Origin of the sequence: Rothia mucilaginosa, assembly GCF_964210535.1 — a bacterium.
Classification (GTDB): domain Bacteria; phylum Actinomycetota; class Actinomycetes; order Actinomycetales; family Micrococcaceae; genus Rothia; species Rothia mucilaginosa_F.
The window spans coordinates 1-22,545 of record NZ_CAXOMR010000016.1 but is presented as its reverse complement, the minus strand read 5'-3'; the positions used below and the strand labels follow the sequence as shown (position 1 = coordinate 22,545).

General features: G+C 60.4%; 20 protein-coding genes. 12 read left to right on the top strand and 8 right to left on the bottom strand.

Annotated elements, in window-relative coordinates; all coding sequences use genetic code 11:
• The first annotated feature begins 219 nt into the window (after window positions 1-219).
• From AB8C10_RS06330 to budA, 3 genes are all read left to right on the top strand, one after another.
• Window positions 220-936 carry a DUF4191 domain-containing protein gene (locus AB8C10_RS06330; RefSeq protein ID WP_314938014.1) on the top strand — a complete coding sequence of 239 codons (717 nt, stop codon included), beginning with the start codon at window positions 220-222 and terminating at the stop codon, window positions 934-936.
• A gap of 346 nt (window positions 937-1,282) precedes the next feature.
• Window positions 1,283-2,707 carry a type I glutamate--ammonia ligase gene (gene glnA, locus AB8C10_RS06325; protein WP_070831363.1) on the top strand — a complete coding sequence of 475 codons (1,425 nt, stop codon included), beginning with the start codon at window positions 1,283-1,285 and terminating at the stop codon, window positions 2,705-2,707.
• A 699-nt stretch (window positions 2,708-3,406) separates the two neighbouring features.
• Window positions 3,407-4,156, top strand: coding sequence for an acetolactate decarboxylase (budA, locus tag AB8C10_RS06320; protein ID WP_005505457.1), 750 nt, complete (start codon window positions 3,407-3,409; stop codon window positions 4,154-4,156).
• Between the two features lie 126 nt (window positions 4,157-4,282).
• On the opposite strand, the gene AB8C10_RS06315 is transcribed toward budA, so the two are convergent.
• Complete coding sequence (locus tag AB8C10_RS06315) at window positions 4,283-4,711, bottom strand: HIT family protein (protein ID WP_005505456.1); 429 nt, start codon at window positions 4,709-4,711, stop codon at window positions 4,283-4,285.
• 53 nt (window positions 4,712-4,764) lie between these two features.
• On the bottom strand, window positions 4,765-5,442 hold the full coding sequence (locus AB8C10_RS06310) for an MBL fold metallo-hydrolase (protein WP_005505455.1): 678 nt from the start codon (window positions 5,440-5,442) through the stop codon (window positions 4,765-4,767).
• Between the two features lie 157 nt (window positions 5,443-5,599).
• Between AB8C10_RS06310 and AB8C10_RS06305 the strand changes: the two genes are divergently transcribed.
• On the top strand, window positions 5,600-6,064 hold the full coding sequence (locus AB8C10_RS06305) for a Fur family transcriptional regulator (protein ID WP_005505454.1): 465 nt from the start codon (window positions 5,600-5,602) through the stop codon (window positions 6,062-6,064).
• 266 nt (window positions 6,065-6,330) lie between these two features.
• Here the strand turns inward: AB8C10_RS06305 and AB8C10_RS06300 are convergent, their stop codons facing one another.
• The 6 genes from AB8C10_RS06300 to AB8C10_RS06275 all read right to left on the bottom strand — a co-directional run bounded on the left by AB8C10_RS06300 (window position 6,331) and on the right by AB8C10_RS06275 (window position 12,113).
• Entirely contained in the window at window positions 6,331-7,251 is a 921-nt protein-coding gene (locus tag AB8C10_RS06300) for a metal ABC transporter permease (protein ID WP_005505453.1), read from the bottom strand.
• Window positions 7,248-8,147 carry a metal ABC transporter ATP-binding protein gene (locus AB8C10_RS06295; protein ID WP_368867205.1) on the bottom strand — a complete coding sequence of 300 codons (900 nt, stop codon included), beginning with the start codon at window positions 8,145-8,147 and terminating at the stop codon, window positions 7,248-7,250. The genes AB8C10_RS06300 and AB8C10_RS06295 overlap by 4 nt, the downstream gene beginning before the upstream one ends.
• Complete coding sequence (locus tag AB8C10_RS06290) at window positions 8,148-9,155, bottom strand: metal ABC transporter solute-binding protein, Zn/Mn family (RefSeq protein WP_368867204.1); 1,008 nt, start codon at window positions 9,153-9,155, stop codon at window positions 8,148-8,150.
• Between the two features lie 353 nt (window positions 9,156-9,508).
• On the bottom strand, window positions 9,509-10,591 hold the full coding sequence (locus AB8C10_RS06285) for a hemolysin family protein (RefSeq protein WP_368867203.1): 1,083 nt from the start codon (window positions 10,589-10,591) through the stop codon (window positions 9,509-9,511).
• Complete coding sequence (locus AB8C10_RS06280) at window positions 10,588-11,922, bottom strand: hemolysin family protein (protein WP_368867202.1); 1,335 nt, start codon at window positions 11,920-11,922, stop codon at window positions 10,588-10,590. Before AB8C10_RS06280 ends, AB8C10_RS06285 begins: the two co-directional genes overlap by 4 nt.
• On the bottom strand, window positions 11,913-12,113 hold the full coding sequence (locus AB8C10_RS06275) for a hypothetical protein (protein ID WP_368867201.1): 201 nt from the start codon (window positions 12,111-12,113) through the stop codon (window positions 11,913-11,915). The genes AB8C10_RS06280 and AB8C10_RS06275 overlap by 10 nt, the downstream gene beginning before the upstream one ends.
• A 411-nt stretch (window positions 12,114-12,524) precedes the next feature.
• Here AB8C10_RS06275 and AB8C10_RS06270 point away from each other — a divergent pair, with 411 nt between their 5' ends.
• The 8 genes from AB8C10_RS06270 (at window position 12,525) to AB8C10_RS06240 (ending at window position 22,514) form a co-directional block, all read left to right on the top strand.
• Window positions 12,525-16,202 (top strand): multifunctional oxoglutarate decarboxylase/oxoglutarate dehydrogenase thiamine pyrophosphate-binding subunit/dihydrolipoyllysine-residue succinyltransferase subunit, encoded by a 3,678-nt coding sequence (locus AB8C10_RS06270; protein WP_368867200.1) that lies wholly within the window; start codon window positions 12,525-12,527, stop codon window positions 16,200-16,202.
• Between the two features lie 220 nt (window positions 16,203-16,422).
• Window positions 16,423-17,022 (top strand): GDSL-type esterase/lipase family protein, encoded by a 600-nt coding sequence (locus AB8C10_RS06265; RefSeq protein ID WP_005505446.1) that lies wholly within the window; start codon window positions 16,423-16,425, stop codon window positions 17,020-17,022.
• 229 nt (window positions 17,023-17,251) lie between these two features.
• The gene (locus tag AB8C10_RS09265; RefSeq protein ID WP_095343185.1) at window positions 17,252-17,326 is read left to right on the top strand and encodes a 50S ribosomal protein bL37; all 75 of its coding nucleotides are present in this window, start codon (window positions 17,252-17,254) and stop codon (window positions 17,324-17,326) included.
• Between the two features lie 157 nt (window positions 17,327-17,483).
• Window positions 17,484-18,224, top strand: coding sequence for a sigma-70 family RNA polymerase sigma factor (locus tag AB8C10_RS06260; RefSeq protein ID WP_368867199.1), 741 nt, complete (start codon window positions 17,484-17,486; stop codon window positions 18,222-18,224).
• Window positions 18,225-18,311: 87 nt separating this feature from the next.
• A complete protein-coding gene (gene rsrA / locus AB8C10_RS06255) occupies window positions 18,312-18,626 on the top strand; it encodes a mycothiol system anti-sigma-R factor (protein WP_368867198.1) in 315 nt (104 codons plus the stop codon).
• A 247-nt stretch (window positions 18,627-18,873) separates the two neighbouring features.
• A complete protein-coding gene (aroA, locus tag AB8C10_RS06250) occupies window positions 18,874-20,364 on the top strand; it encodes a 3-phosphoshikimate 1-carboxyvinyltransferase (protein ID WP_368867197.1) in 1,491 nt (496 codons plus the stop codon).
• Entirely contained in the window at window positions 20,365-21,492 is a 1,128-nt protein-coding gene (rsgA, locus tag AB8C10_RS06245) for a ribosome small subunit-dependent GTPase A (RefSeq protein ID WP_368867196.1), read from the top strand.
• Between the two features lie 80 nt (window positions 21,493-21,572).
• Window positions 21,573-22,514, top strand: coding sequence for an inositol monophosphatase family protein (locus AB8C10_RS06240; protein WP_368867195.1), 942 nt, complete (start codon window positions 21,573-21,575; stop codon window positions 22,512-22,514).
• Window positions 22,515-22,545: the final 31 nt, after the last annotated feature.

Sequence of the window (22,545 nt, the reverse complement as noted above, 5' to 3'; positions counted from 1 at the left end):
TTTTCAGAATCTTTCTGAGAGCGTTGAGGCTCCTCGAACCCGGTGTTCGTCCGGTGTTCGGGGAGCCTCCCCTTATACCCCTCCCCTTATACCCGCCCCTTGTGCGGGTAGGGTAAACTAGAAAAATTGCAGGCATACACTGCATCGTTACGTCACTATGGTTCCGTGAGCGTTTGAGGCGCTTCTCGGGGCCGCGGAAGAACCAGCCGAGGAAGAATCGTGGCAGATAAGCGCGAAGAGAAGAAAAAGAAGAAGGAACGCACTCCGGGCACTTTCGCCCAAATGAAGCAGGTCTACCAGATGACCAAGAAGTCCGACCCGAATATTGGTTGGGTTCTGAGTCTGTCGGCTCTGGGTACCCTTTTGGTTTTCCTCCTCATCGGTATTGCCCTGAATAACTGGATTACTTTCCTGATTCTGGGTCTGGGTGTTGCCGCGATTGTGGCGATGCTTCTGCTGGGTCGCCGCGCGCAGACTGCGGCTTTTGCTCAGATTGAGAATCAGCCCGGTCGTAGTGGTGCGGCGATGAACTCGGTGCGTCGCGGTTGGATTGTTGAGGAGCAGCCCGTTGCGGCGAACCGCCACCAGGATTTGGTGTTCCGTGCGCTGGGCCGTCCCGGTATTGTGCTGGTGACCGAGGGCCCTCACAGCCGTGTGAACTCGCTGGTGAACACTGAGAAGAAGCACCTGGCTCGTGTGGCTCCTGGCGTTCCTGTTCACGTGATTGAGACCGGTCACGATGAGGGTCAGGTTGAGCTCAAGGACGTTGTGAAGACCATGAACAAGCTTCCGAAGGCTCTGACTCAGCAGGAGATGCAGGTTGTTTCGGGCCGTCTGAGCACCCTGAACACTATGCGTAACCCGATGAACGGCCTGCCGAAGGGTGTTGACCCGATGCGTGCACGCCCCGATCGTCGTGCGATGCGCGGCCGCTAAACGAGGCGCTGATATAAGCTTTTGAAGGCTCCGGCTTCTTCCCGTGTGGGGAGGGCCGGGGCCTTTTTGTGTGCCTGCGTCAGGTGACTGCACGCGGCGTGAGGGGCGGTATGCGGTTTGGAGGGCGGCGCGGGCGCCTCCGCTTCTTCGCGGTGGGCAACACAGATGTAGCCCCTTTCCACAATTTGTAACATTACCGAAACACGATAGTCACGCACGCGCAAAAAATAACCACTATGCTTGATATGTCACAGGGTTTTGCCCGCGGCCAAAAACTAAACCAAAGACTGAATGTGATGAGGGAAGATACCCTCCTGCACCGTCAGTCGAACAAGGAGCAGTCCTCATGTTTACCAGCCCCCAGGAAGTTCTCGACTTTATCAAGAACGAAGAAGTAGTCTTCGTTGATATCCGATTCACCGACATGCCCGGCGTGCAGCAGCACTTCAACCTGCCCGCCAAGGCGATTGATGACGATTTCTTCGTCAACGGCCAGCTTTTTGACGGCTCCTCCATTCGCGGCTTCCAGGGCATTGCTGAGTCCGACATGCAGCTGATCCCCGATGTTCAGTCCGCATACGTTGACCCCTTCCGCATTGAGAAGACCCTGGTCATCATCTGCTCCATCGTGAACCCCCGCACCGGTGAGCCCTACCACCGTGACCCCCGCGGCGTTGCTGAGCGCGCCGAGGCATACCTGCAGTCCACCGGCATTGCAGACACCGCGTTCTTCGCATCCGAGGCTGAATTCTTTGTCTTCGAGGACGTCCGCTACCAGGTTGAGCCGAATTCTGTGTTCTACAAGATTGACTCTGACGAGGCTCCCTGGAACACCGGCCGCAAGGAAGAGGGCGGCAACCTGGGCAACAAGACCCCCGTCAAGGGCGGCTACTTCCCCGTCTCCCCCGTCGACAAGCAGGCTGACCTGCGCGACGCCATGTGCGTTGCCATGGATGAGGTTGGCCTCGAGGTTGAGCGTAGCCACCACGAGGTGGGCGCAGCCGGCCAGGCAGAAATCAACTACAAGTTCGACACCCTCACCAAGGCCGCCGATGACCTGCTGAAGTTCAAGTACGTCATCAAGGGCACCGCTGACGCATGGGGCAAGTCCGTAACCTTCATGCCCAAGCCCGTCTTCGGTGACAACGGCTCCGGTATGCACTGCCACCAGTCGCTGTGGCAGAACGGCGAGCCCCTGTTCTACGACGAACGCGGCTACGCTAACCTCTCTGACACCGCACGCTGGTACATTGGCGGTCTGATTGAGCACTCCTCCGCTGTTCTGGCGTTCACCAACCCGACCGTGAACTCTTACAAGCGTCTGGTTCCCGGCTACGAGGCTCCCATCAACATGGTGTACTCGCAGGGTAACCGTTCCGCCGGTATCCGCATCCCGATTACCGGCACCAACCCGAAGGCTAAGCGTCTGGAGTTCCGTGCACCGGACCCCTCCGCTAACCCCTACTTCGCGTTTGCTGCTCAGCTGATGGCTGGTCTGGACGGTATCCGTAACCGCATTGAGCCGCCGGCACCGATCGATAAGGACCTGTACGAGCTGCCCGCTGAAGAGGCTAAGGACATCAAGAAGGCTCCGGCTAACCTGGAGGAGGCGCTGGCGGCTCTGGAGGCTGACCACGACTTCCTGCTCGAGGGCGGCGTCTTCACCGAGGACCTGATTCAGGCTTGGATTGACTACAAGCGTAAGAACGAGCTGGAGCCGCTCTCGCTGGTTCCGCACCCGCTTGAGTACCAGCTGTACTACGGCGTCTAATTCGCTGGCGTCTAATTCGCTGGCGTCTAATTCGCTGGCGTCTAATTCGCTGGCGTCTCATCTTTCCTTCTGGGCTTTGCCCCGCACCCGCACTGAGGTAAATTCCGGGGTGGGTTCTGGGGCAAGTTCTAGATAGCGCACAACGACCTATACGTTCCTTTGGGAGCGTATAGGCCGTTGTTGTGTTTTCTGCTGGGTGTCTGCAGGGTTTCTACGGGGTGCAGGCTCACCGGACTATTTTGATGACGGTTCGTGTCTAATATTTTTCTGCCTTGTTGAGCTTCGTGTGCCTTAGTTGCGCTTAGAGCGGCTCTAAGGGCTAAGCTGTTGGTGCTGGCGTTCCCTCCCTTTTTGTCGTGCAACCGGAGGGAACGCCAGTCTATTTTTATGCCCTCGCGTTGCTTGCGGTATATCAGCCGCGCTAAGTCAGCCGCACTTGGGTAATTCACGCCAGGGTGATCCGTTCAAGGGTCACATCATAAGATGTCGTACCCGCTAGTCCCGGGGTTCTTCCTGCACGGGCGTACAATGAAAGTGCGTGCGCCCGGCCGGCGGCACCTACGAATTCCGCGAGAAACGACATCACAACGCCGTGTTCTCCCCGCCGCCCTTCCCCTTTTTAGCATCAGCTAGGGCGAGTATCGCCGATGACCGACCGACCCGTCTGACGCCGCATCCACTGTAACGAGGAGAAATCTCATGGCATATCAGCCGACCATCCTAAACGGTGAAACTGTTTTCCGTAACGAAGTTTTTCAGACCGGCCTCATGTCCCAGCTGCTGGACGGCATCTACGATGGCGAGATGACCATCGGTGAGCTTCTGAGCCACGGCAACTTCGGTGTGGGTACCTTCAACGGCCTCGACGGCGAAATGGTCGTCCTCGACGGCGTCTGCTACCAGGTGCGCCACGACGGCTCCGTATCCCTGCCCGACCTGCGCCAGCAGACCCCCTACGCCGTGGTCACCAACTTCGTGCCCATGATTAAGCGCGAACTACCGCATAACCTACTCCGTAAGTCTGCCTCGCAGATTCTGGATGACTTCACCGTCTCCAAGAACTACATGTACGCCATCAAGATTTACGGCGAGTTCGAATGGGTCCGCACCCGCACCGTCATCAAGCAGGAGAAGCCCTACCCGAAGATGGTTGCGGCCACCGAGAACGAGGACATTGTCCAGTTCGATAACGTGACCGGCACGATTGTTGGCTTCCGCACCCCGATCTACGAGCAGGGCATCTCGGTGCCCGGCTGCCACGCCCACTTTATCGATGATGAGCGCGTTCAGGGCGGCCACGTGGTCGACTTCAAGCTGCGCTCGGCAAAGGTCGAGATTTGCCCCGGTACCGGCCTGCAGCTGCACCTGCCGCTGACCCCCGAGTTCTCCTCCGCTAACCTCTCCCCCGAGGACCTGGCTGAGCAGATCTCCAAGGCTGAAAAGCACTAAGCTTCTTTCCCGCCGGAACATAGCAACGGGATATAGCAACGAAGGAGCCGCCCTCTACTGTTGTGTAGAGGGCGGCTCCTTCGTGGTTATACGCGCTGTCGTGTTTATACACGCTGTAAAGGGCGCTTATGCCTCCGGCACGAACTCGCCGTGGCCGCGCTCGCGCAGGGCAGCACGCACCTTCTCAGCAGCCGCATCCAGCTCTTCGGCGGTAGCATCCTTCTTCGCGTTAGCGGGATCGTAGTCAGCCATGCCGTCAGCCGGGAACAGGTGGATGTGGGTGTGCGGAACGTCGAAGCCCGCAATCATCAGAGCCACACGGTCCTTATCAAACGCCTGATCCAGGGCACCAGAAATCTTGTGCGCCACAGCGAACAGGTGCGCCGCCAGCTCAGCCGGCAGGTCGGGCCAACGGTCAATCTCTGCGCGGGGAACGAGCAGCAGGTGACCTTCCGACAGGGGCATGATGTCCAGGAAGGCGACGCAGTGCTCGTCCTTCCAGACGAAGCGGCCGGGAATCTCACCCTCAATAATCTTGGTAAAAATCGTGCTCACAATAATCTCCTTCATGCGCCGTCACCGGCACGTTTGAAGCTCAGTGGTCAGGCTTACGCCTCAACCTCAATGCTCTCACCGGGGTTCAGGTGCTTCAGCTCAGTGCCGTACTTCGCGCCGAAGTTCGTCACCAGACCCTCAATAATGCCGGTGCCGTTCTGGTTAATCATGCCATTGTGAATCGGAACCACACGCTGAGCGCCGGTCGCAATCACAAAATCAATGACTTCCTGAACCTTCGACCAGGGCGCGTGAATCGGCACCAGAACGGTATTCGCACGCACGCGGTGAGGAACCACCAGCGAGTCACCCGGGTGGTACAAGGCACCGTTAATCAGGTAACCGACATTGGCGATGGTCTGAATCAGCGGGTGAATCAGTGCGTGCTGACCGCCGTAGGTCTTCACCTCAAAACCGGGGATGCTGAACTCAGAATCAGAGGAAACAACGGTAACCTCGGCAGCGGGCACAGCCTCCTTAATGACCTGGGCAACAGCCTCGGGAGCCCAAATCTTCAACGGGGTCTGCGACTCGGCACGCTGAGCAATCAGCGGCAGCACCGACGGGCCGTCAAAATGGTCCGGATGCGCGTGGGTCACGAACAGGTAATCGGCGCCTTCCAGCGCGGTGGCGTGTTCGCCTTCTGCAGCAAAGTTGCCGGGGTCAAGAACGAGGGTGCGCCCCTCATTCTCAAGGCGGATACATGAGTGGGTGTACTTCGTCATTTTCATAGTTTTAGTCTACCGTTAACCCTCATTCGTGCCTGTTGATGACTTCAATTTTTGAGATAAAGCGCAAATCAACCACCTTTTGAACGCCTCTAGTGTAAAGTCGTAAGACAAGATCGACCACACAATGGGACGGATTTCCGCCCCGAAAGGTTCAGCAATGGACACTCATATTCCCGTACGGAGAATTACGAAGCCCGCCGAAGCCCGAAATACCCGCCAGCGTCGCATCATCAAGGCGACCATGGAAGAGCTCGGCGATTTCATCTCAGCACAGGATCTGCACCTGACCCTCGCGAACCGCAAGGAACAGGTCTCTCTCGCAACCACCTACCGCGTGCTGCAGTCGCTGGCTAACGCCGGTGAGCTCGACTCGGTCAAGGGCGTTGAGGGTGAGACCCTGTACCGCCACTGCCGGGTGAAAGATCACCACCACCACCTGCTCTGCCGCCGATGCGGCACCGCCATTGAGCTGGAAGCACCCGCCCTTGAGGACTGGGCACTGGCGATGGGTAAGCAGCACGGCTTCTCGGAGCTGGAGCACGTGGTTGAAGTGACCGGTTACTGCCCGGACTGCACTTTGGCACGTCGCGAGGAAGAATCGCAGGGCGGCGCTGCACGCTAACGTTGCAGGCTAAGCCGCAACCTCTAAGCCCCTCAATCTGAGGAGCTCTCCCCCCACCGGGGAAAACCTTCTCAACGAAGGATACGGCGCCTTCAAAAATCTTCGACGCCGCTACAGCACGACACACAGGGCATCTGGACAAGGCAACACAACGCCACACAGGTTGAGCCCGCATTGCGCACCGGGTACATGACCCGTAGCGCTAACACAGCACGACAACGAAAGAGCCCCACCTCATTCCCGAGGTGGGGCTCTTTCTATAGGTCTTATGCCTTCTCAGCCAGTTGGCGGCCCGACGCGCTATGGCGGCGCTTCACGCCACCAATCACACGGCACACCACGTAAATCAGGAAGGAAATGCTGGTCACGTAGGGGCTAATCGGCAGCGAACCGGCAAGAGCCAGCAGAATACCGCCCACAATGGACGCCTCCGCGAACAGCACCGACAGGATTAGGGTGCGTACCGGAGAGGCAGTCACCTGCATCGCCGCAGCCGCCGGAGTAATCAGCAGCGCCAGCACCAGCAGCGAACCGACCACCTGCACAGACAGCGCCACAGCAATACCCAGAATCACCATGAACACCAGGGACAAAAAGCGCATCGGCACGCCCTTAGCGCGCGCGACCTCCGGGTCCAGGGAAGCAAAGCTCAGCGGACGCCACACCATCACCAGCAGGGAAATAATAACCACCGCACCAATAATCATGGTGTGCAGCTGGTCGGCATCCACGGACACAATCTGACCGGTCAGCAGACCAAACTTATTCGCGCTACGGCCCTGGTACAGGGAGAGGAAGAGAATACCCAAGCCCAAGCCGAACGGCATGAGCGCACCAATGACCGAGTTCGAATTGCTCGCCTTAGAGCCCAGAAAGGCAATCAGCAGAGCCGAGGCAATCGAACCGACCATGGAGCCGGTCACCACGTCATAGCCGAGCAACAGGGCAAGGGCGGCACCCGCGAAAGACATTTCAGAGACGCCGTGCACCGCAAAGGCATGGTCGCGCATCATCACAAAAATACCGACGAAACCACCGATAAGGCCCAGAACAGCGCCAGCAAAAATGGAGTTCTGCAGCATCTGCAGCAGCTCGCCGTAGCGGTCAAAAACGAAGATACGGGAGAGCAAATCATTCTGCGCGGCGGCAACCGGTGCCAGAGCGGGGAGGGAAGCAAGAATGGTCATCGAGTGGTTCCTCCCGGAAGGTGTAGGGTGCGCTGCGTCTCGGACGGGCCAGACTTCAGGTGGGATCCGTGAATGTTCTGGTCGGTGCCCTCAATATGGCAGTGGTCGCTGGCGTGGGTCTCACCCACCACCACGTAGCGGCCATTGGACTTGAGCACGCTCACCGGGGTTCCGTACAGGGAGGTGAGGGTCTCGCTCGTCATGACCTCTTCGACCGAGCCGACCGTGAAACGACCGTTCGCCAGGTAGAGCACGCGGTCCACATGCTCGATGATGGGGTTGATTTCGTGGGTCACGAACACCACCGCTACTCCGCGTTCACGGTTGAAACGGTGAATCAGCTCAGCCACCGCGTACTGGTGGTTCAGGTCCAGGGAGAGTAGCGCCTCGTCAGCCAGCAGAATCTTCGGATCGTTCGCGAGCGCCTGAGCGATACGCAGACGCTGCTGCTCGCCACCGGAGAGCAGACCCACCGGCACGTTCGCGTACTCGGTCGCGCCGACGGCTTCGAGGAGTTCGTCAACCTTGGCGCGGTACTTTCTGCCGTGCAGGCGGATGCCCCAGCGGTGCCCGTCCACGCCCAGTCCCACGAGGTCGCGGGCGCGCATCGGGGTGGAGGTGGGGATGGACTTCTGCTGCGGCACGTAGCCGACGCCGGCGTTGCCCAGGCGTGCGGGCTTGCCAAGTACGGAGATTTCGCCGGCGTTGAGTCCGGTCAGGCCGAGGACGACCTTGAGGAAGGTGGACTTGCCGGAGCCGTTGGGGCCAAGCACAGCGAAGTATTCGCCTGCGCCGATGTCGAGGGTTAGATCTTTCCAGAGGGTGCGGGCCCCGAAAGCGAGGCTACCCCCGCGAATGGAAATCGCGGGGGCGGCACCGTTATTGTTGTCAGTCACTTAGGAGAGCGCCTTTTCGAGGTTGCTGACGTTGGTCTTCATCCATGCCAGGTAGTTGGTGTTCTCGGGCAGGGTTTCGGTGAAGGATACGTAGTTCACCGATGCGTCCTTAGCTGCCTGCAGCACCTCGTTGGTCTGGGAGGTGGAGGTCTGCTCGTTGTAGGCGAGCAGCTGGACCTTCTTCTCAGTGACCATGTCCTTGGTTTCCTTCAGGACGAGGGCGGGAACGTCGTTGCCGGCTTCTGCCGCCTCAGCGAATTCGCTGGGGGTTGCGTTCTCTGCGCCGGTGGAGGAGATCAGGTAGTCCGGCACGGGCTCGGTGGACATGTACTTCTTGCCTTCACCGGCGATTGCCTTGGCGGTGGTGTCCAGTGCGTCCAGTTCCTTGGAGAAGGTGGATGCGTTGGTGCGGAATGCCTCAGCGTGTGCGGAGTCGAGGCCTGCGAGCTCTTCAGCGATCTTCTGGGCGACCTTCTTCATGGTTTCGAAGTCGTACCAGAGGTGCTCGTTGAACTCGTGTGCGTGGGCGTGGTCGCCGCCGTCTTCGTGGTGTTCGCCGCCGCGGTGGTCCTCGACCAGGTGGGTGTATTCGGCGTCGGTGAGCTTGCCGCTGACCTTGACCGCGTTCACGATCTTCTGGGAGGCGTTGTCCTTGCCGGCGAGGTCTTCGAGGAACAGATCGTAGCCTGCGCCGTTGATGACGATCAGGGATGCGTCCTTTGCCTTGAGGCGGTCGGCGCTGGTGGCTTCGTAGGAGTGGGGATCGGTGCTGGTGGAGGAGATGAGCGCGGTGACCTCAATGTAGTCGCCGCCGACCTGCTTGGCGATGTCTGCGTAGACGTCGGTGGAGGCGACGACCTTCACCTTGCCGTTGTTGGAGCCAGCCGAGGAGGACGAACCGGAGGAGGTCTTGTTCTCGGTTGCGCAGCCTGCCAGCAGCAGGGAGGACGCGGCGAGTGAGCCCATTGCGGTGAGGAAGTGCTTGCGGGTGATCTTCGGGTGCGACATGAGGGCTCTCTTTCGGTTCGTTCTAGTCTGTAGGTTCCTTAACTACATCATGCGCACACCCGTATAAACAACTCTTTATTGGTGTCATTTGGGTGCTGTTAGGCAACCCTTTTCCCTGTCAGTAGCTTATGCAACAGGGATAGTTAGCTCAGCCTACTGCGCTCCCCCACCGCTACTTTATACTGCCGCTTCATCCCGCCGTCTGAGAGTGCCCCTGGGGTGCATCCATAAGCCGTTTTTGACCGCAAAACAGCCCGCCCTGAGCCCTCCTTGACGAGGGCACCGGGCGGGCTGTATGCCTCAAGATTTCCTTGATTTACTCGGAATATCTCACGATGCGGCTATTGGGCTTATTACTGCGCTTCGCGCGCCTGCTGGCGGCGTAGACGCTCACGCACCGCGTCCTGGGTGGTGTCGTTGATTTCGCCGACGAGCTCCTCCAGCACGTCTTCCAGGAAGACCACGCCGAGGGTGGTACCGTGCTCGTCCATAACCTGCGCGATATGGGTGCGGCTGCGCTGCATGGAGGCGAGCGCATCGTCAATATCGGTGGTCGGGGTGAGCGTGTCCAGGGAACGCAGCTTGTACCAGGGGAAGGGCTCCTCGAACCGTTCGGGGGCGATGGCGAGGGCGTCCTTCACGTGCAGGTAGCCCATGTAGGTTCCGTCGCTATCGGTAATGACGAAGCGGGAGTAGCCGCTACGTGCCACGGCACGTTCCAGTTCGGCGGGGGTGCAGCCGAAGGGCAGGGTGACGAGCTTATCGCCGGGCACCATGATTTCGTAGACGTCTTTCTCGGTGAATTCGAGGGCGCTTTCAATCACGCCGGCGTCGTCTTCCACGGTGCCTTCCGCGGTTGAGGTTGCCACGATGGTCTGCAGCTCACCCAGAGTAAAGGTGGAGGCGACTTCGTCCTTCGCTTCAACCTTCATGAGCGACAGTAGCTTATTGGACAGGTTGTTCAGCAGGGCGACCACGGGGGCGAAAATCTTGGAGAAGGTCACCAGGGTCGGCACAATCCAGAGAGCGACACCGCGAGCGGCGAGGGTCACTGCGGCGTTCTTGGGAACCATCTCGCCAAAGATCACGTGCAGGTAGGTGACCAGAATCAGAGTGACGCCAAAGGCGAGCACGTCCACGATGGCGTGGGGCAGGCCGACCAGATGCAGGGGCACTTCCAGCAGGTGGTGCAGCGCCGGCTCCGAGACGTTCAGAATCAGCAACGAGCAGATGGTAATGCCCAGCTGGCAGGTGGCGAGCATGAGCGAGACGTTCTCTAGGGCGTAGATGACGGTCTGCGCTCGCTTATTGCCTTCTTCGGCGAGCGGTTCGATTTGCGCTCGTCGGGTGGACATGATGGCGAATTCACCGGCGACGAAGAAGGCGTTTCCGGCGAGCAGGATGACGAGCAGTGCGATGGCTACCCAGTCGTTCATGCGTTGCCTCCCTTCTCGGTCTGTTCCTGTGCGCTAGGTGCGGGGGTGAATCGGATGCGGTCGACGCGGCGGCCTTCGAGGGTATCGACGCGCAGGGTGCCGCCGGGTACGGGGACGCTGTCGCCGACTTCGGGGATGCGGCCGAGCCGTTCCATCATGAAGCCGCCGACGGTTTCGTATTCGGGGCTTTCTTCAACCTCGAGTCCGGGGATGAGCGCGTTGATTTCGTCGGGGCGGCGCAGGCCGGAGAACACCCAGTCGCCATTGCCGTAGCGCAGGGGGCGTTCGGTGCGGCCGCGGTCGTGCTCATCGGAGACTTCGCCGACGATTTCTTCAACGAGGTCTTCGAGGGTTGCAATGCCTGCGGTTCCGCCGTATTCGTCGAGGACCACGGCGAGCTGCAGTGCGCCCTGGCGTAGCTGGGTGAGCAGCGCGTCCAGGTGGAGGGTTTCGGGGACCTGCAGCACGTCTTCTGCGAGGGCTCCGGCTTCGAGGGTTTCTCGAACTTCCGGGGGTACGCCGACTGCCTTCTTCACGTGCACGACGCCCACGATGTTGTCGTGGTCGCCCTTGTAGAGCGGGAATCGGGAGTGGCCAGTGGAGCGTGCCAGTTCGATGACCTCGGTGACGGGTGCGGTGTCTTCGAGCATGGCGACCTGGCCGCGCGGGGTCATCACTTCGGAAGCGGTCAGCTCGGAGAAGCGCAGGGTGCGGTCCACGAAGCGTGCCGCATCGGAGTCGAGGGTGCCTTCTTCTGCGGAGCGGCGCACCATGGAGGAGAGCTCTTCGGGGGTGCGTGCCGCGGAGAGTTCTTCTTTGGCTTCCATGCCGAAGCGTCCAAGAATCCAGTTGGCGGAGCCGTTCATGACGCGCACAAGCGGGGACATGACGCGGGTGAAGGCGAGCTGCGCGGGGGCAACTCGGCGTGCCACGTCGTAGGGTTCGGCAATGGCGAGGCCCTTGGGGAGCAACTCACCGACGACCATAGAGAGCAGGGTTGCGATGAGCATCGCCAGTACCAGGGTGAGCACGTCGGTCACGCTGGTGGGCAGACCCAAGCTGTTGATGGCACCGGTGGTGAGCGCCTTGATGGCGGCATCGAGGGTGTAACCGGTCAGCAGCGTGGTGATGGTGATACCAATCTGGCAGCTGGAGAGCTGAGTAGAGAGCGTCTTGAGGCAGCGCAGGACGGCGTCGGCGGCTTTATCACCGGAGTCCTTTGCCTGCTGCACGGTGGCGGTTTCGAGCGCCACGAGGGAGAACTCTACGGCAACGAAAAAGCCCGTTCCCAGGATGAGGAGTAGGCCGATGAGCAGGAGGATTAGATCCACTCAGCCACCGCCTCCATCGACTGGTGTGCGGCGACTCGGTTCTGGTGAAGCACCACCGCGCGGGAGGTGTCCAGATGCTGGGCACTCGAAAGCGGGGTGTTTTCACGGGTAGCTGCACGGAACATCACGGTACGGAGCGCCGAGTATTCGGGCAGTATTCTGCGTTGACTAGTATTCAGGGTCTTACTCAAAGGGTCATCCATACCCAATATTTTAGCGAAGGTTTCGCCCTTATCCCCCGTCTTAGGGTGCCCTCTCACAGGCACACGCGTGGGCCGCGTGCACCTTCAACACCCTTTGAACCGCGTACAGTGAAAAATTGCATTGCGGATATGGCGCGATGAGCTGGAAAGTTCACCGTGATTCTCTTTACACTTATACATAGGAGCATGAGTGTGCCGCCATGCAAGCGGATGAACTCCGACGTTCACGGCACGCTAGGCAGGTTTGTACGGTGCACACCCCGCACATACGGCCACCACCATAGGCGATGCGCACATGCTCAGCGTGATGATTCGCCCCTCGAAGACGCGGGTCGTCTATGCCGGGGAGAGTCCCGGACGCGACGGATAAATTCACACTAATTGGAAGAGGCGTTTAACGTGCCAAATCTGCCAGAACATCTGGTGCCTGAGGAATTTGCCGGTAACGAATGGTTCGTTGAAGAACAGTACGAGCGTTACCAGAAGGACAAGAACCTCGTGGACCCTTCATGGTGGCCCATTTTTGAGACCATCGACAAGGCGCTGGGAGGTGCCGGTACCGCTAGTGCAGCTCCTGCTGCGGCACCCGCCGCACCGGCTGCACCTGCCGCACCTGCTGCAACTCCCGCTCCCGCGGCACCGAAGCCTGCGGCTGCGCCTGCTACCCCCACCCCTCCCGCTGCTACCAAGAAGGCTGAAACTGTGGAACCTGCTGAAGACAAGATTGTCCCCCTCCGCGGCCCTGCTAAGGCAGTCGTCACGACCATGGAAGAGTCGCTGACTGTCCCCACCGCAACCACCGTTCGTGCGGTCCCCGCAAAGCTGCTCATCGAGAACCGCGCAGCGATCAACAATTACCTGGCAAGCACCCGCGGCGGCAAGGTTTCCTTCACCCACATCATTGGTTACGCTGTGATTCGCGCAGTGGCAGCGATGCCCTCGATGAACGTAACCTACGGCGTGGATGAGAAGGGCAAGCCCGTTGCAATCCACAACGCGCACGTGAACTTTGGTCTGGCTATTGACCTGCCCCGCCCCGACGGTTCCCGCAACCTGGTGGTTCCGAACCTTAAGGGTGCTGAGCAGCTGAGCTTCCGCGAGTTCTGGGATGCGTACAACGACATCGTTAAGCGTGGCCGTAACGGCGCGCTGACCATTGAGGACTTCCGCGGCACCACTGTTTCGCTGACCAACCCCGGTGGTATTGGTACCGTCCACTCGGTGCCCCGCCTTTCTAAGGGCCAGGCAGCCATCATCGGTGTGGGTGCTCTGGAGTACCCGGCTGAGTTCCGCGGCCTGTCCGAGAAGCTCATCACCCAGCAGGGTCTGTCCAAGATCATCACCCTGACCAGCACCTACGACCACCGCGTCATTCAGGGTGCAGGTTCCGGTGAGTTCCTGAAGCTGGTTGAGCACTACCTGCTCGGCGGCGACGACTTCTACGACGCAATCTTCCGCGATCTGAAGGTTCCTTTCGAGCCGGTTCGTTGGGCACGCGACAACCACGTCGATGACGCTCACGAGATTTCCAAGGTTGCACGTATCCAGCAGCTGATTCACGCGTACCGCGTGCACGGCCACCTGACCGCAGCAACCAACCCCGTTGGTTACAAGATGCGTTCGCACCCGGACCTGAAGCTGGAGAACTACGGCCTGACCCTGTGGGATCTGGACCGCGTCTACCCGACCGGTGGCTTCGGCGGTTCCGAGCGTCTGCCGCTGCGCACCATCCTGGAGCGCCTGCACGAGGCATACTCCGGTTCCCTGTCCGTTGAGTACATGTACTCTGAGGACCCCGAGGTTCGTGCATGGTTCCAGGAGCGCCTGGAGCGCGGTGCTGCTAAGCCCACCCGCGAGGAGCAGCTGCGTGTTCTCTCCAAGCTGGTTGAGGCTGAGGCATTCGAGAACTTCCTGCAGACCAAGTACCTGGGTCAGAAGCGCTTCTCCCTGGAGGGCGGCGAGTCCCTGATTCCGCTGCTGGACGCTGTTCTGGACAAGGCCGCTAACAACGACCTGAAGGGCGTTGCCATTGGTATGGCACACCGCGGTCGCCTGAACGTGCTGACCAACATTGCTGGTAAGTCCTACGCTCAGATTTTCCGTGAGTTCTCCGGCACCGCAGCACCCTACGAGGGTGGCTCCGGTGACGTGAAGTACCACCTCGGTACCGAGGGTGTCTTCACCTCCGATTCCGGTAAGCAGACCCAGGTGTACGTTGCCGCTAACCCCTCGCACCTTGAGGCTGCAAACACCGTGCTCGAGGGTATCGTCCGCGCTAAGCAGGACGTCTACCGCGAGCAGGGCGTTGAGGGCCACCCGGTCCTGCCGATCCTGATTCACGGTGACGCAGCGTTCGCTGGCCAGGGCATCGTCATGGAGACCCTGCAGATGGCTGACCTGAAGGCTTACACCACCGGCGGCACCGTACACGTTGTGGTGAACAACCAGATTGGCTTCACCACCCTGCCCAACGACGGCCGCACCGCAACCCACGCTACCGACATTGCGCGTATGACTAAGGCTCCGGTCTTCCATGTCAACGCTGATGACCCGGATGCAGTGGTTCGCGCCGCACGCCTGGCATTCGAGTACCGTGAGCGCTTCGGTCGCGACGTTGTCATTGACCTGATTTGCTACCGCCGCCGCGGTCACAACGAGGCTGATGATCCGTCGATGACCCAGCCGAAGATGTACCAGGACATCGACGCTCTGCCTTCGACCCGCACCCTGTACGCACAGGACCTGGTCGGTCGTGGCGATGTCTCCCAGGAGGAGGCAGACGAGGTTCTGGATTCCTACCACTCGAAGCTGGACGCTATCTTCGTCGAGACTCAGTCTTCGGCACCGGCTCCGACTGCTCCGCACGTTTCCGGTCTGGAACTGCCGGCTGCTCAGCAGAACACCGAGGTCGTTCACGCTGGCAAGACCGCCATCTCGCTGGAGACCTTCCAGCACATTGCTGATGCGTTCGGCAAGGCTCCTGAGGGCTTCACCATCCACAAGAAGCTGAAGAAGCTCATGGAGCAGCGCGTTGAGATGGGCCGCACCGGCAACGTGAACTGGGGTATGGGTGAACTGCTCGCCTTCGGTTCGCTGCTGATGGAGGGCACCGACGTTCGTATGAGCGGTCAGGATGTTCAGCGCGGTACCTTCGTTCAGCGTCACGCTGTTCTGCACGACCACATCACTGATGAAGAGTGGTCGCCGCTGGAGCACCTCTCTGAGAACCAGGGCAAGTTCCGCATCTACAACTCCTTCCTCTCTGAGTACGGCGTTCTCGGCTTCGAGTACGGCTACTCGGTGGAGCGCCCCGACTCGCTCGTGGTATGGGAGGCTCAGTTCGGTGACTTCGCGAACGGTGCTCAGACCATCATTGATGAGTTCGTGTCCTCCTCCGAGCAGAAGTGGGGCCAGCGCTCCTCGCTGGTCATGCTGCTTCCTCACGGCTACGAGGGTCAGGGTCCTGACCACTCCTCGGCTCGTGTTGAGCGTTACCTGCAGCTCTGCGCTGAGAACAACATGACTGTGGCTTGCCCCTCGACCCCGGCTTCGCACTTCCACCTGCTGCGTCGCCACTCGCAGCACCGTCCGTACAAGCCGCTCGTGGTGATCAGCCCCAAGCAGCTGCTGCGCCTGAAGGCTGCTGCGTCCTCCATCGAGGACTTCACCGAGGGTTCGTTCCAGCCGGTGATTGGTGACCGTTCGGGTATTAACCCGGCTCAGGTTGAGCGTGTGGTCTTCGTATCCGGTCGTCTCTACTACGATCTGGAGGCGGAGCGCGAGCGCCGCGGCGACACCAAGACTGCTATTGTCTCGGTGGAGCAGCTGTACCCGCTGCCCGAGCAGGAGATTAAGGAGCAGCTGGCTCTGTACTCGAACGCTACCGACGTTGTGTGGGCTCAGGACGAGCCTGCTAACCAGGGTCAGTGGCCGTTCATGGCTCTCAACCTGCAGCCGCTGATTGACCGCCGTATGCGCCTGGCTTCCCGCCCCGCAGCTGCTTCCCCGGCTGCCGGTACCGGTAAGCTGCACGCAGCTGAGGCTGAGGCTCTGCTCAAGCAGGTCTTCGAAGGCTAAGGTCTTCTATAGCTGATCGGCTCATGATTTAGCTCTTCAAAACCCGTCTTCCCGTCAGATGTTTCTGGCGGGAAGACGGGTTTTTTAGTCTCGGATACTTGCCGGATAGGGTATTAAGTTCGAAAAGAGGCCGGTAAGCGCTTATCCTAGATATAAAGACTATTACTCACGTGCCTTGCCGCCTCTCACGGCGGGCGCATACTGCAGAAGAAAGAATTCCGTGGAGCAACGCAATATTCGAATTGTGGCAGTCGGCGATGACCTGCTCGCCGGTGTTGGCGATCCCCGTACCCTCGGCTGGTTTGGCCGTGTTATGGCGCGCACCCCGCAGACCACTGCATCCATTGCGGCATATAACCTTGCCGCACCCAATGAAGGTAGCGAGCAGCTGAATGCACGCTGGTTCGAGGAGGCGCGCCGCCGCTTCGTTCCCGGGGCTGATAACCGCCTCATTATTGCTCCGTCGACCTTTGACATTGATTTGGGTCTGACCAGCGCTCGTTCGCGTTTGAACCTGGCGAACATTGTGGACATGGCGTCGCAGAACAATATTAAGGTTCTGGTTGTTGGTCCTCCGCCGACCCTGGACGCTGAGCGTAACCGCCGTATCGCTGACCTGTCGGCGGCGTACGCGGATGTGGTGACCCGCCGTAACCACGTGTACGTGGATACGTTCAACCCGCTGCTTCACCATGAGCAGTGGCGCAACGACCTTGCCGCTAATGACGGCCGCCCGGGTCAGTCCGGTTACGGTCTGATGGCGTGGCTGGTTCTGCACCGCGGCTGGTACAACTGGCTGAACATTCCTGAGCACGGCTAAGAGCCCGCTCCCCCGGCTGGGACGGTGAGTTGAGGCGAAGAAAGTTCGTGTTTTTTAGCTCATATCCCGGTTCCAAGATGCAATCATGCCGTTTCTATGAAAAAATAGACGGCGTTGCCCTTATAGCGTGGACCACCGGTTTCGGTGACCGCCTCTGCTAGGGCAGGTAATAGGGAGCACGCACCGCGAAGGTGGGGCGTGCATCCATGAACACTATAAGGAGGCTCTGATGAGCAAGCGCGGTCGTAAGCGCAAGGACCGTCGTAAGGGCGGCGCAAACCACGGTAAGCGCCCCAACGCATAAGGTATCTTGCATACACTTTAAAACCCCGGCGTTTCGGATATTATTCGGACCCGGGGTTTTGCTTTACCCGCAGATGTTTGTGCGCATTCTGCGGAATAAAGAGAAGAATTCTACGTTATGGAAGTGAACGCCTGGCGCGTTCCTGTAGAGGAGAAACATGGCTGAAACCAACACCGCGGCGGATACCCGCGAGCTACGCGAACGCTTTACCGCGGACGCTATGCAGTATGTGGATCAGCTCTACGCTGCCGCCCTGCGGATGAGCCGCAACTCTGCCGATGCTGAAGACTTGGTGCAGGAAACCTACATGAAGGCTTTTGCTTCGTACCACCAGTTCACCGAGGGTACGAATCTGAAGGCGTGGCTGTACCGCATCCTGACGAATACGTACATCAATTTGTACCGTAAGCGTCAGCGTGAGCCGCAGCAGTCTCAGGGTGAGACGGTGGAGGATTGGCAGCTGGCTCAGGCCGGTGAGCATGATGCGGTGGGTCTGCGTTCTGCCGAGGCGGAGGCGCTGAGTGCCCTGCCGAATACGGAGGTTCGTGAGGCTCTGAACGAGCTCTCTGAGGATTTCCGCATGGTGGTGTACTACTCCGATGTGGAGGGGTTCGCGTACAAGGATATTGCGGAGATTCTGGATATCCCCCTGGGCACGGTGATGTCTCGCCTGCATCGTGGCCGCCGTATTCTGCGTGAGAAGCTGCTCGATTATGCGCGTGAGAACGGTCTGCGCCCGTCAACCATCGCAAAGGTAGAAGCGAAGGCTGAGGCGAAAGCCGCTGCAAAGGCGAGCGCTAAGGCGCAACCTGCAAAGGCTACCAAGGGCGCTAAGGCGGCCAAGGGCGTAAAGTCCCCTCCGGCGGGCTCTGGCTCCGAGGCGCCTGCGGATTCTTAGCTTCGCTCTTCTACACGTGAGCTAGCCCCATGAGGTTGGGGCTAGACTCCCCTAACGCTTTATACCTTCCGTGTGAAAGGAACCCCGATGTCAACCACAGACAAGAATTCTTCTGTCCCTGAAGCCTCCGCGGCTTCTGAGCCGCTGGAGGATTGCGGCGGCCAGCCCTGCTCGGCGGCCCTCAAGCGCCTCTACGAATTCCTCGATAGGGAGCTGAGCCCCGAGCAGCTGCGCACGGTTCAGTCGCATCTGGATGCCTGCCCCGAGTGCGCGGATGTGAAGGACTTTGAGCTGATGATTCGTGAGAAGATGCGTTCTTCGTGCGCTCAGCAGGCGCCCGAGCAGCTGAAGGCGCGTCTGCTGCAGGATGTGCAGAAGTTCTGCGCCGAGGCTAACCTCTAAGCTGCCTCAGGCTCTTACCCCGCTGGGGGTATAGACATCTGATGATGAGTGAAGGCGGTGCACCAATAACGGTGCGCCGCCTTTACGCGTATTGTTTGGTTCGCGCTGTCTGGTTCGCGCTGCCTATCTCACCGCTGGAGCCCTCAGCGGCTCGCAAACCCTCAACCGGTAGAATAGGGGTAGACGTCAACCGGCGCAGCGTCTCTGAGTCTGCGCCCTCCCCATAATTTGAACCAGAAGAGGATGTATGAGCGACGCAGCAGTGCAGCTTTCCCCCGGTGATTGGTCCGCTCCCCTGGCACCCGCCTCCAGCGAAGCCGCTGGCAAGAACGCGCTGGTGCATATTCCGGGTTCTAAGTCGCTCACGAACCGTTATCTGTTGCTTGCTGCTCTGGCTGATTCCCCCTCGTATTTGCGTGCGCCGCTGCATTCGCGCGATTCGGCGCTGATGATTGAGGCGCTGCGCCAGCTGGGTGCGGGTATTGAGCTGGTGCCGACCGATTCGCCGTTCGGTCCGGATGTAAAAGTCACTCCCCTGAGCTTCGCGCAGGCAAATTCCGCCCAGCCGCGCACCGTGTCGATTGAGTGCGGTCTTGCCGGTACCGTGATGCGTTTTGTGCCCGCCCTGGCGGCGCTTCTGCCGGGTGAGTTCGCTTTTGACGGTGACCCGCACGCCCGTCAGCGTCCGATGGGTCCGGTCCTAGAGGGTCTGCGTCAGCTGGGTGTGCAGGTGGATTGTGAGCAGGGCGAAAACGCTCTGCCCTTTGTGCTGCGCTCCCCCGGCCTGGCTTCCGCTGAGTGTGTCTCTGAGGCGCCCGTGGTTCGTATTGATGCTTCGACGTCTTCCCAGTTCGTTTCGGCTCTGCTGCTGATGGCGCCTCGCCTGCCGCAGGGCATGGTGCTGGTGCATGAGGGCTCTTCGGTGCCGTCCATCCCGCACGTTCAGATGACCGTGGAGGCGCTGCGCCAGATGGGTATCCGGGTGCAGGAGCACTACCCGAACCAAGGCAACGAAGCAGAGGGTGGCGAGTACCGTTGGACGGTTCACCCCGGTTCCTTCCCCGGCTTTGAGATGACCATTGAGCCGGACCTGTCGAATGCCGGTCCGTTCCTTGCCGCTGCCGTGGTTACTAGCGAGTCGGTGACTATTCCTCATTGGCCTGCACCCGCGGCTGATTCTTCGGCGGGTACGACCCAGGTGGGCGATATGTGGCGTGAGCTTCTGCCCGCGCTGGGTGCGCAGGTTCGCTACGCTGAGGGCCGTCTGACCGTGACCGGTCCGGCGCAGCTTCCCGAGGGCGATTTCTCCTTTGATCTGTCTGCCGGTGGTGAGCTGGCGCCGACCATGGCGGCTGCCTGTGCTTTCGTGAAGGGCCGCGTGGAGCTGACCGGTATTGCGCATCTGCGCGGTCATGAGACGGACCGCCTCGCAGCGCTTGCCGCCGAGATTAACCGTCTGGGAGGTAGCGCCCACGACACCGCTGATTCGCTGGTGATTGAGGCGCCCATCCCCGCTGACACTGAGGCTGCGCAGGTTCTGGCGCGCACCTACGACGATCACCGCATGGCGACCTTCGCGGCGATTATTGGTCTGCGCCGCGGCAATGTGGTGGTACAGAACGTAGCCACCGTCGCTAAGACCATGCCCGAATTTACCGCAATGTGGGAGGACATGCTGGCGCAATGGCAGGCCGGCGTCTCCACCGCTGATGCTACCGCTGACCAGGAGGTCATCTAAATGGGTTCTTCCCGCATGAACGTGCGCGATTTCTCCGAATGGGATGAGTCGGATGTGCGCGTGCGCCCGAACAAGAAGGGTTCCCGCCCCCGCACGAAGGACCGCCCGACCTTCAAAGAAGCGATTCGTGGCAGGGTCATTACGGTGGACCGCGGCCGCTGGTCGGTCGTCGTTGATGAGGGTACCGAGAAGGAGCGTACCCTCGTTGCGGCGCGCGCTAAGGAGCTGCGCCGCACCGCGATTGTGACCGGTGACTTTGTGGATCTGGTGGGTGACACCTCCGGCGCGAAGGATACCCTGGCGCGCATTGTGCGGCTGGGCGAGCGCACCTCCGTTCTGCGCCGTAGCGCCGATGACACTGACCCGTCGGAGCGCGTGGTTGTGGCGAACGCTCAGCAGCTGGTGATTGTGGTTGCTGCGGCGAACCCGGAGCCGCGTACCGGTTTCATTGACCGTGCCGTGGTGGCGGCGTTTGATGCCGGGATTGAGCCGATTCTGTGCATTACGAAGACCGATGTGCGCTACCCGCAGAACCTGCTGGATTACTATGCGGCGAGCGGTTTGAAGATTGTGTTGTCTTCGTCTTCGGATGGTTTGGCTCCGAGCCAGGAGGGCGCGAAGGGTTTGGAGTCTGCGCCTGTTCAGGAGCTTCTGCAGGAGCTGCTGGGTCAGGTGTCGGTGCTTCTGGGCCACTCGGGTGTGGGTAAGTCTACCCTGGTGAATGCGCTGACCGGCTCTGAGCGTGCGACTGGCCATGTGAACGCGGTGACGGGCCGTGGCCGCCACACGTCCTCGTCGGCGTTGGCGTTGCGTCCGGTGAATGCGAATGGCGAGCCGTTGGAGCCGGGCACCTGGATTATTGATACTCCTGGTATTCGTTCGTTCGGTCTGGCGCATGTGCCCCCGGAGACCGTGGTGGAGGCGTTCGTGGACCTGGCACCCGGCGCGGCGGATTGCCCGAAGGCGTGTACTCACGCGGCGCAGGCTCCCGAGTGCGGTCTGGAGGCGTACGTTGCCGCCGGTCACGCCGGTGAGAGCGGCCCCGCCCGCCTGGAGTCGCTGCGTAAGTTGCTGTTGCTGACTCCTGAAGAGGGCGATTCGGAGAAGGAACTGGGCGCTCTCGTCTAGGGTTCTCTGCAGGGTTCTCTGCCCCTCCCGCACACACATTTTTGCTGACTACATCACCGATACTGAAGAAGAGCATTACTATGAGCCGTCCCCAGCAGTACACCGACGATTTGCGTCTTGCGCATATTCTTGCCGATAGCGTCGATCGTGTGAGCGCTATGCGTTTTCGTGACCGCCCGGTCTTCTCCCCCGTTTCTGAGGTGGTAGAGCCCACTGAGGCGGCACCCGCCGCGGCACCGTTGGCTCCGTGGCAGCAGGCTACTCAGCAGCCCGCAGAACCGGAAGTACAGGAGCAGGAACCTGCCGATTACGCTTCGGGTGTGGCGCAGGAGGTTGAGGAGCTTCTGCGCGCTCAGCTGTCGCGTGTGCGTACTCGTGACGGTATTGCCGGTGAGCATGCCGGCTATAACGGTCAGGCGTCGCGCCAGTGGGTGATTGCGCCGATTGCTGAGCTGGATAATTTTCGCCGCGGCGTGCCGGTGTGGGCGACTCTGATCGCTCTGCTGGATCAGGGTGAGCCGGTGGTGGGTGTGGTGTCTGCACCCGCGCTGGGTCGCCGATGGTGGGCTGCTCGCGGTTCGGGCGCGTACACGGGTAAGTCCTTGGCACAAGCGACTCGTCTTGAGGTGTCCTCGCTGACTCAGCTGGATCAGCTGTCTGCCGCGTACACCGACCTCGCCTCCTGGAAGGGGGCTTCTGAAGGCGCTGTGGACCGCTCTGGCGAGCTTGTACAGCTTCTGGGGTCAGTTGGTCGTTCCCGTGCGTACGGTTCGTTCTGGGCGGCGTGTATGCTCGCTGAGGGTGCCGTGGATACCGTGGTTGATCCGTCCCTGTCGTTCTACGAGGTGGCGGCGCTTCTACCACTGATTCGTGAGGCTGGCGGCGTCGCCTCCACCCTGGAGGGTGACCTGCCCGAGCACGCGGGCGTTTCAGTCTCCGGCGTGCATCCGGTGTCCCTGGTGGCAAGTAATACGGCGGCGGTCCAACAGCAGGTGCTGGAGGCGCTCGCACCCCGAGCATAGCCTATGCACCCTCCCCCGATGGCGGTAGCAA

Bases quoted from the DNA above. Each gene is read 5' to 3' on its own strand.
- glnA (WP_070831363.1), top strand. From the start codon at position 1,283: ATGTTTACCAGCCCCCAGGAAGTTCTCGACTTTATCAAGAACGAAGAA.
- budA (WP_005505457.1), top strand. From the start codon at position 3,407: ATGGCATATCAGCCGACCATCCTAAACGGTGAAACTGTTTTCCGTAAC.
- AB8C10_RS06310 (WP_005505455.1), bottom strand. From the start codon at position 5,442: ATGAAAATGACGAAGTACACCCACTCATGTATCCGCCTTGAGAATGAG.
- AB8C10_RS06305 (WP_005505454.1), top strand. From the start codon at position 5,600: ATGGACACTCATATTCCCGTACGGAGAATTACGAAGCCCGCCGAAGCC.
- AB8C10_RS06300 (WP_005505453.1), bottom strand. From the start codon at position 7,251: ATGACCATTCTTGCTTCCCTCCCCGCTCTGGCACCGGTTGCCGCCGCG.
- AB8C10_RS06290 (WP_368867204.1), bottom strand. From the start codon at position 9,155: ATGTCGCACCCGAAGATCACCCGCAAGCACTTCCTCACCGCAATGGGC.
- AB8C10_RS06285 (WP_368867203.1), bottom strand. From the start codon at position 10,591: ATGAACGACTGGGTAGCCATCGCACTGCTCGTCATCCTGCTCGCCGGA.
- AB8C10_RS06260 (WP_368867199.1), top strand. From the start codon at position 17,484: ATGGCTGAAACCAACACCGCGGCGGATACCCGCGAGCTACGCGAACGC.
- rsrA (WP_368867198.1), top strand. From the start codon at position 18,312: ATGTCAACCACAGACAAGAATTCTTCTGTCCCTGAAGCCTCCGCGGCT.
- aroA (WP_368867197.1), top strand. From the start codon at position 18,874: ATGAGCGACGCAGCAGTGCAGCTTTCCCCCGGTGATTGGTCCGCTCCC.
- rsgA (WP_368867196.1), top strand. From the start codon at position 20,365: ATGGGTTCTTCCCGCATGAACGTGCGCGATTTCTCCGAATGGGATGAG.
- AB8C10_RS06240 (WP_368867195.1), top strand. From the start codon at position 21,573: ATGAGCCGTCCCCAGCAGTACACCGACGATTTGCGTCTTGCGCATATT.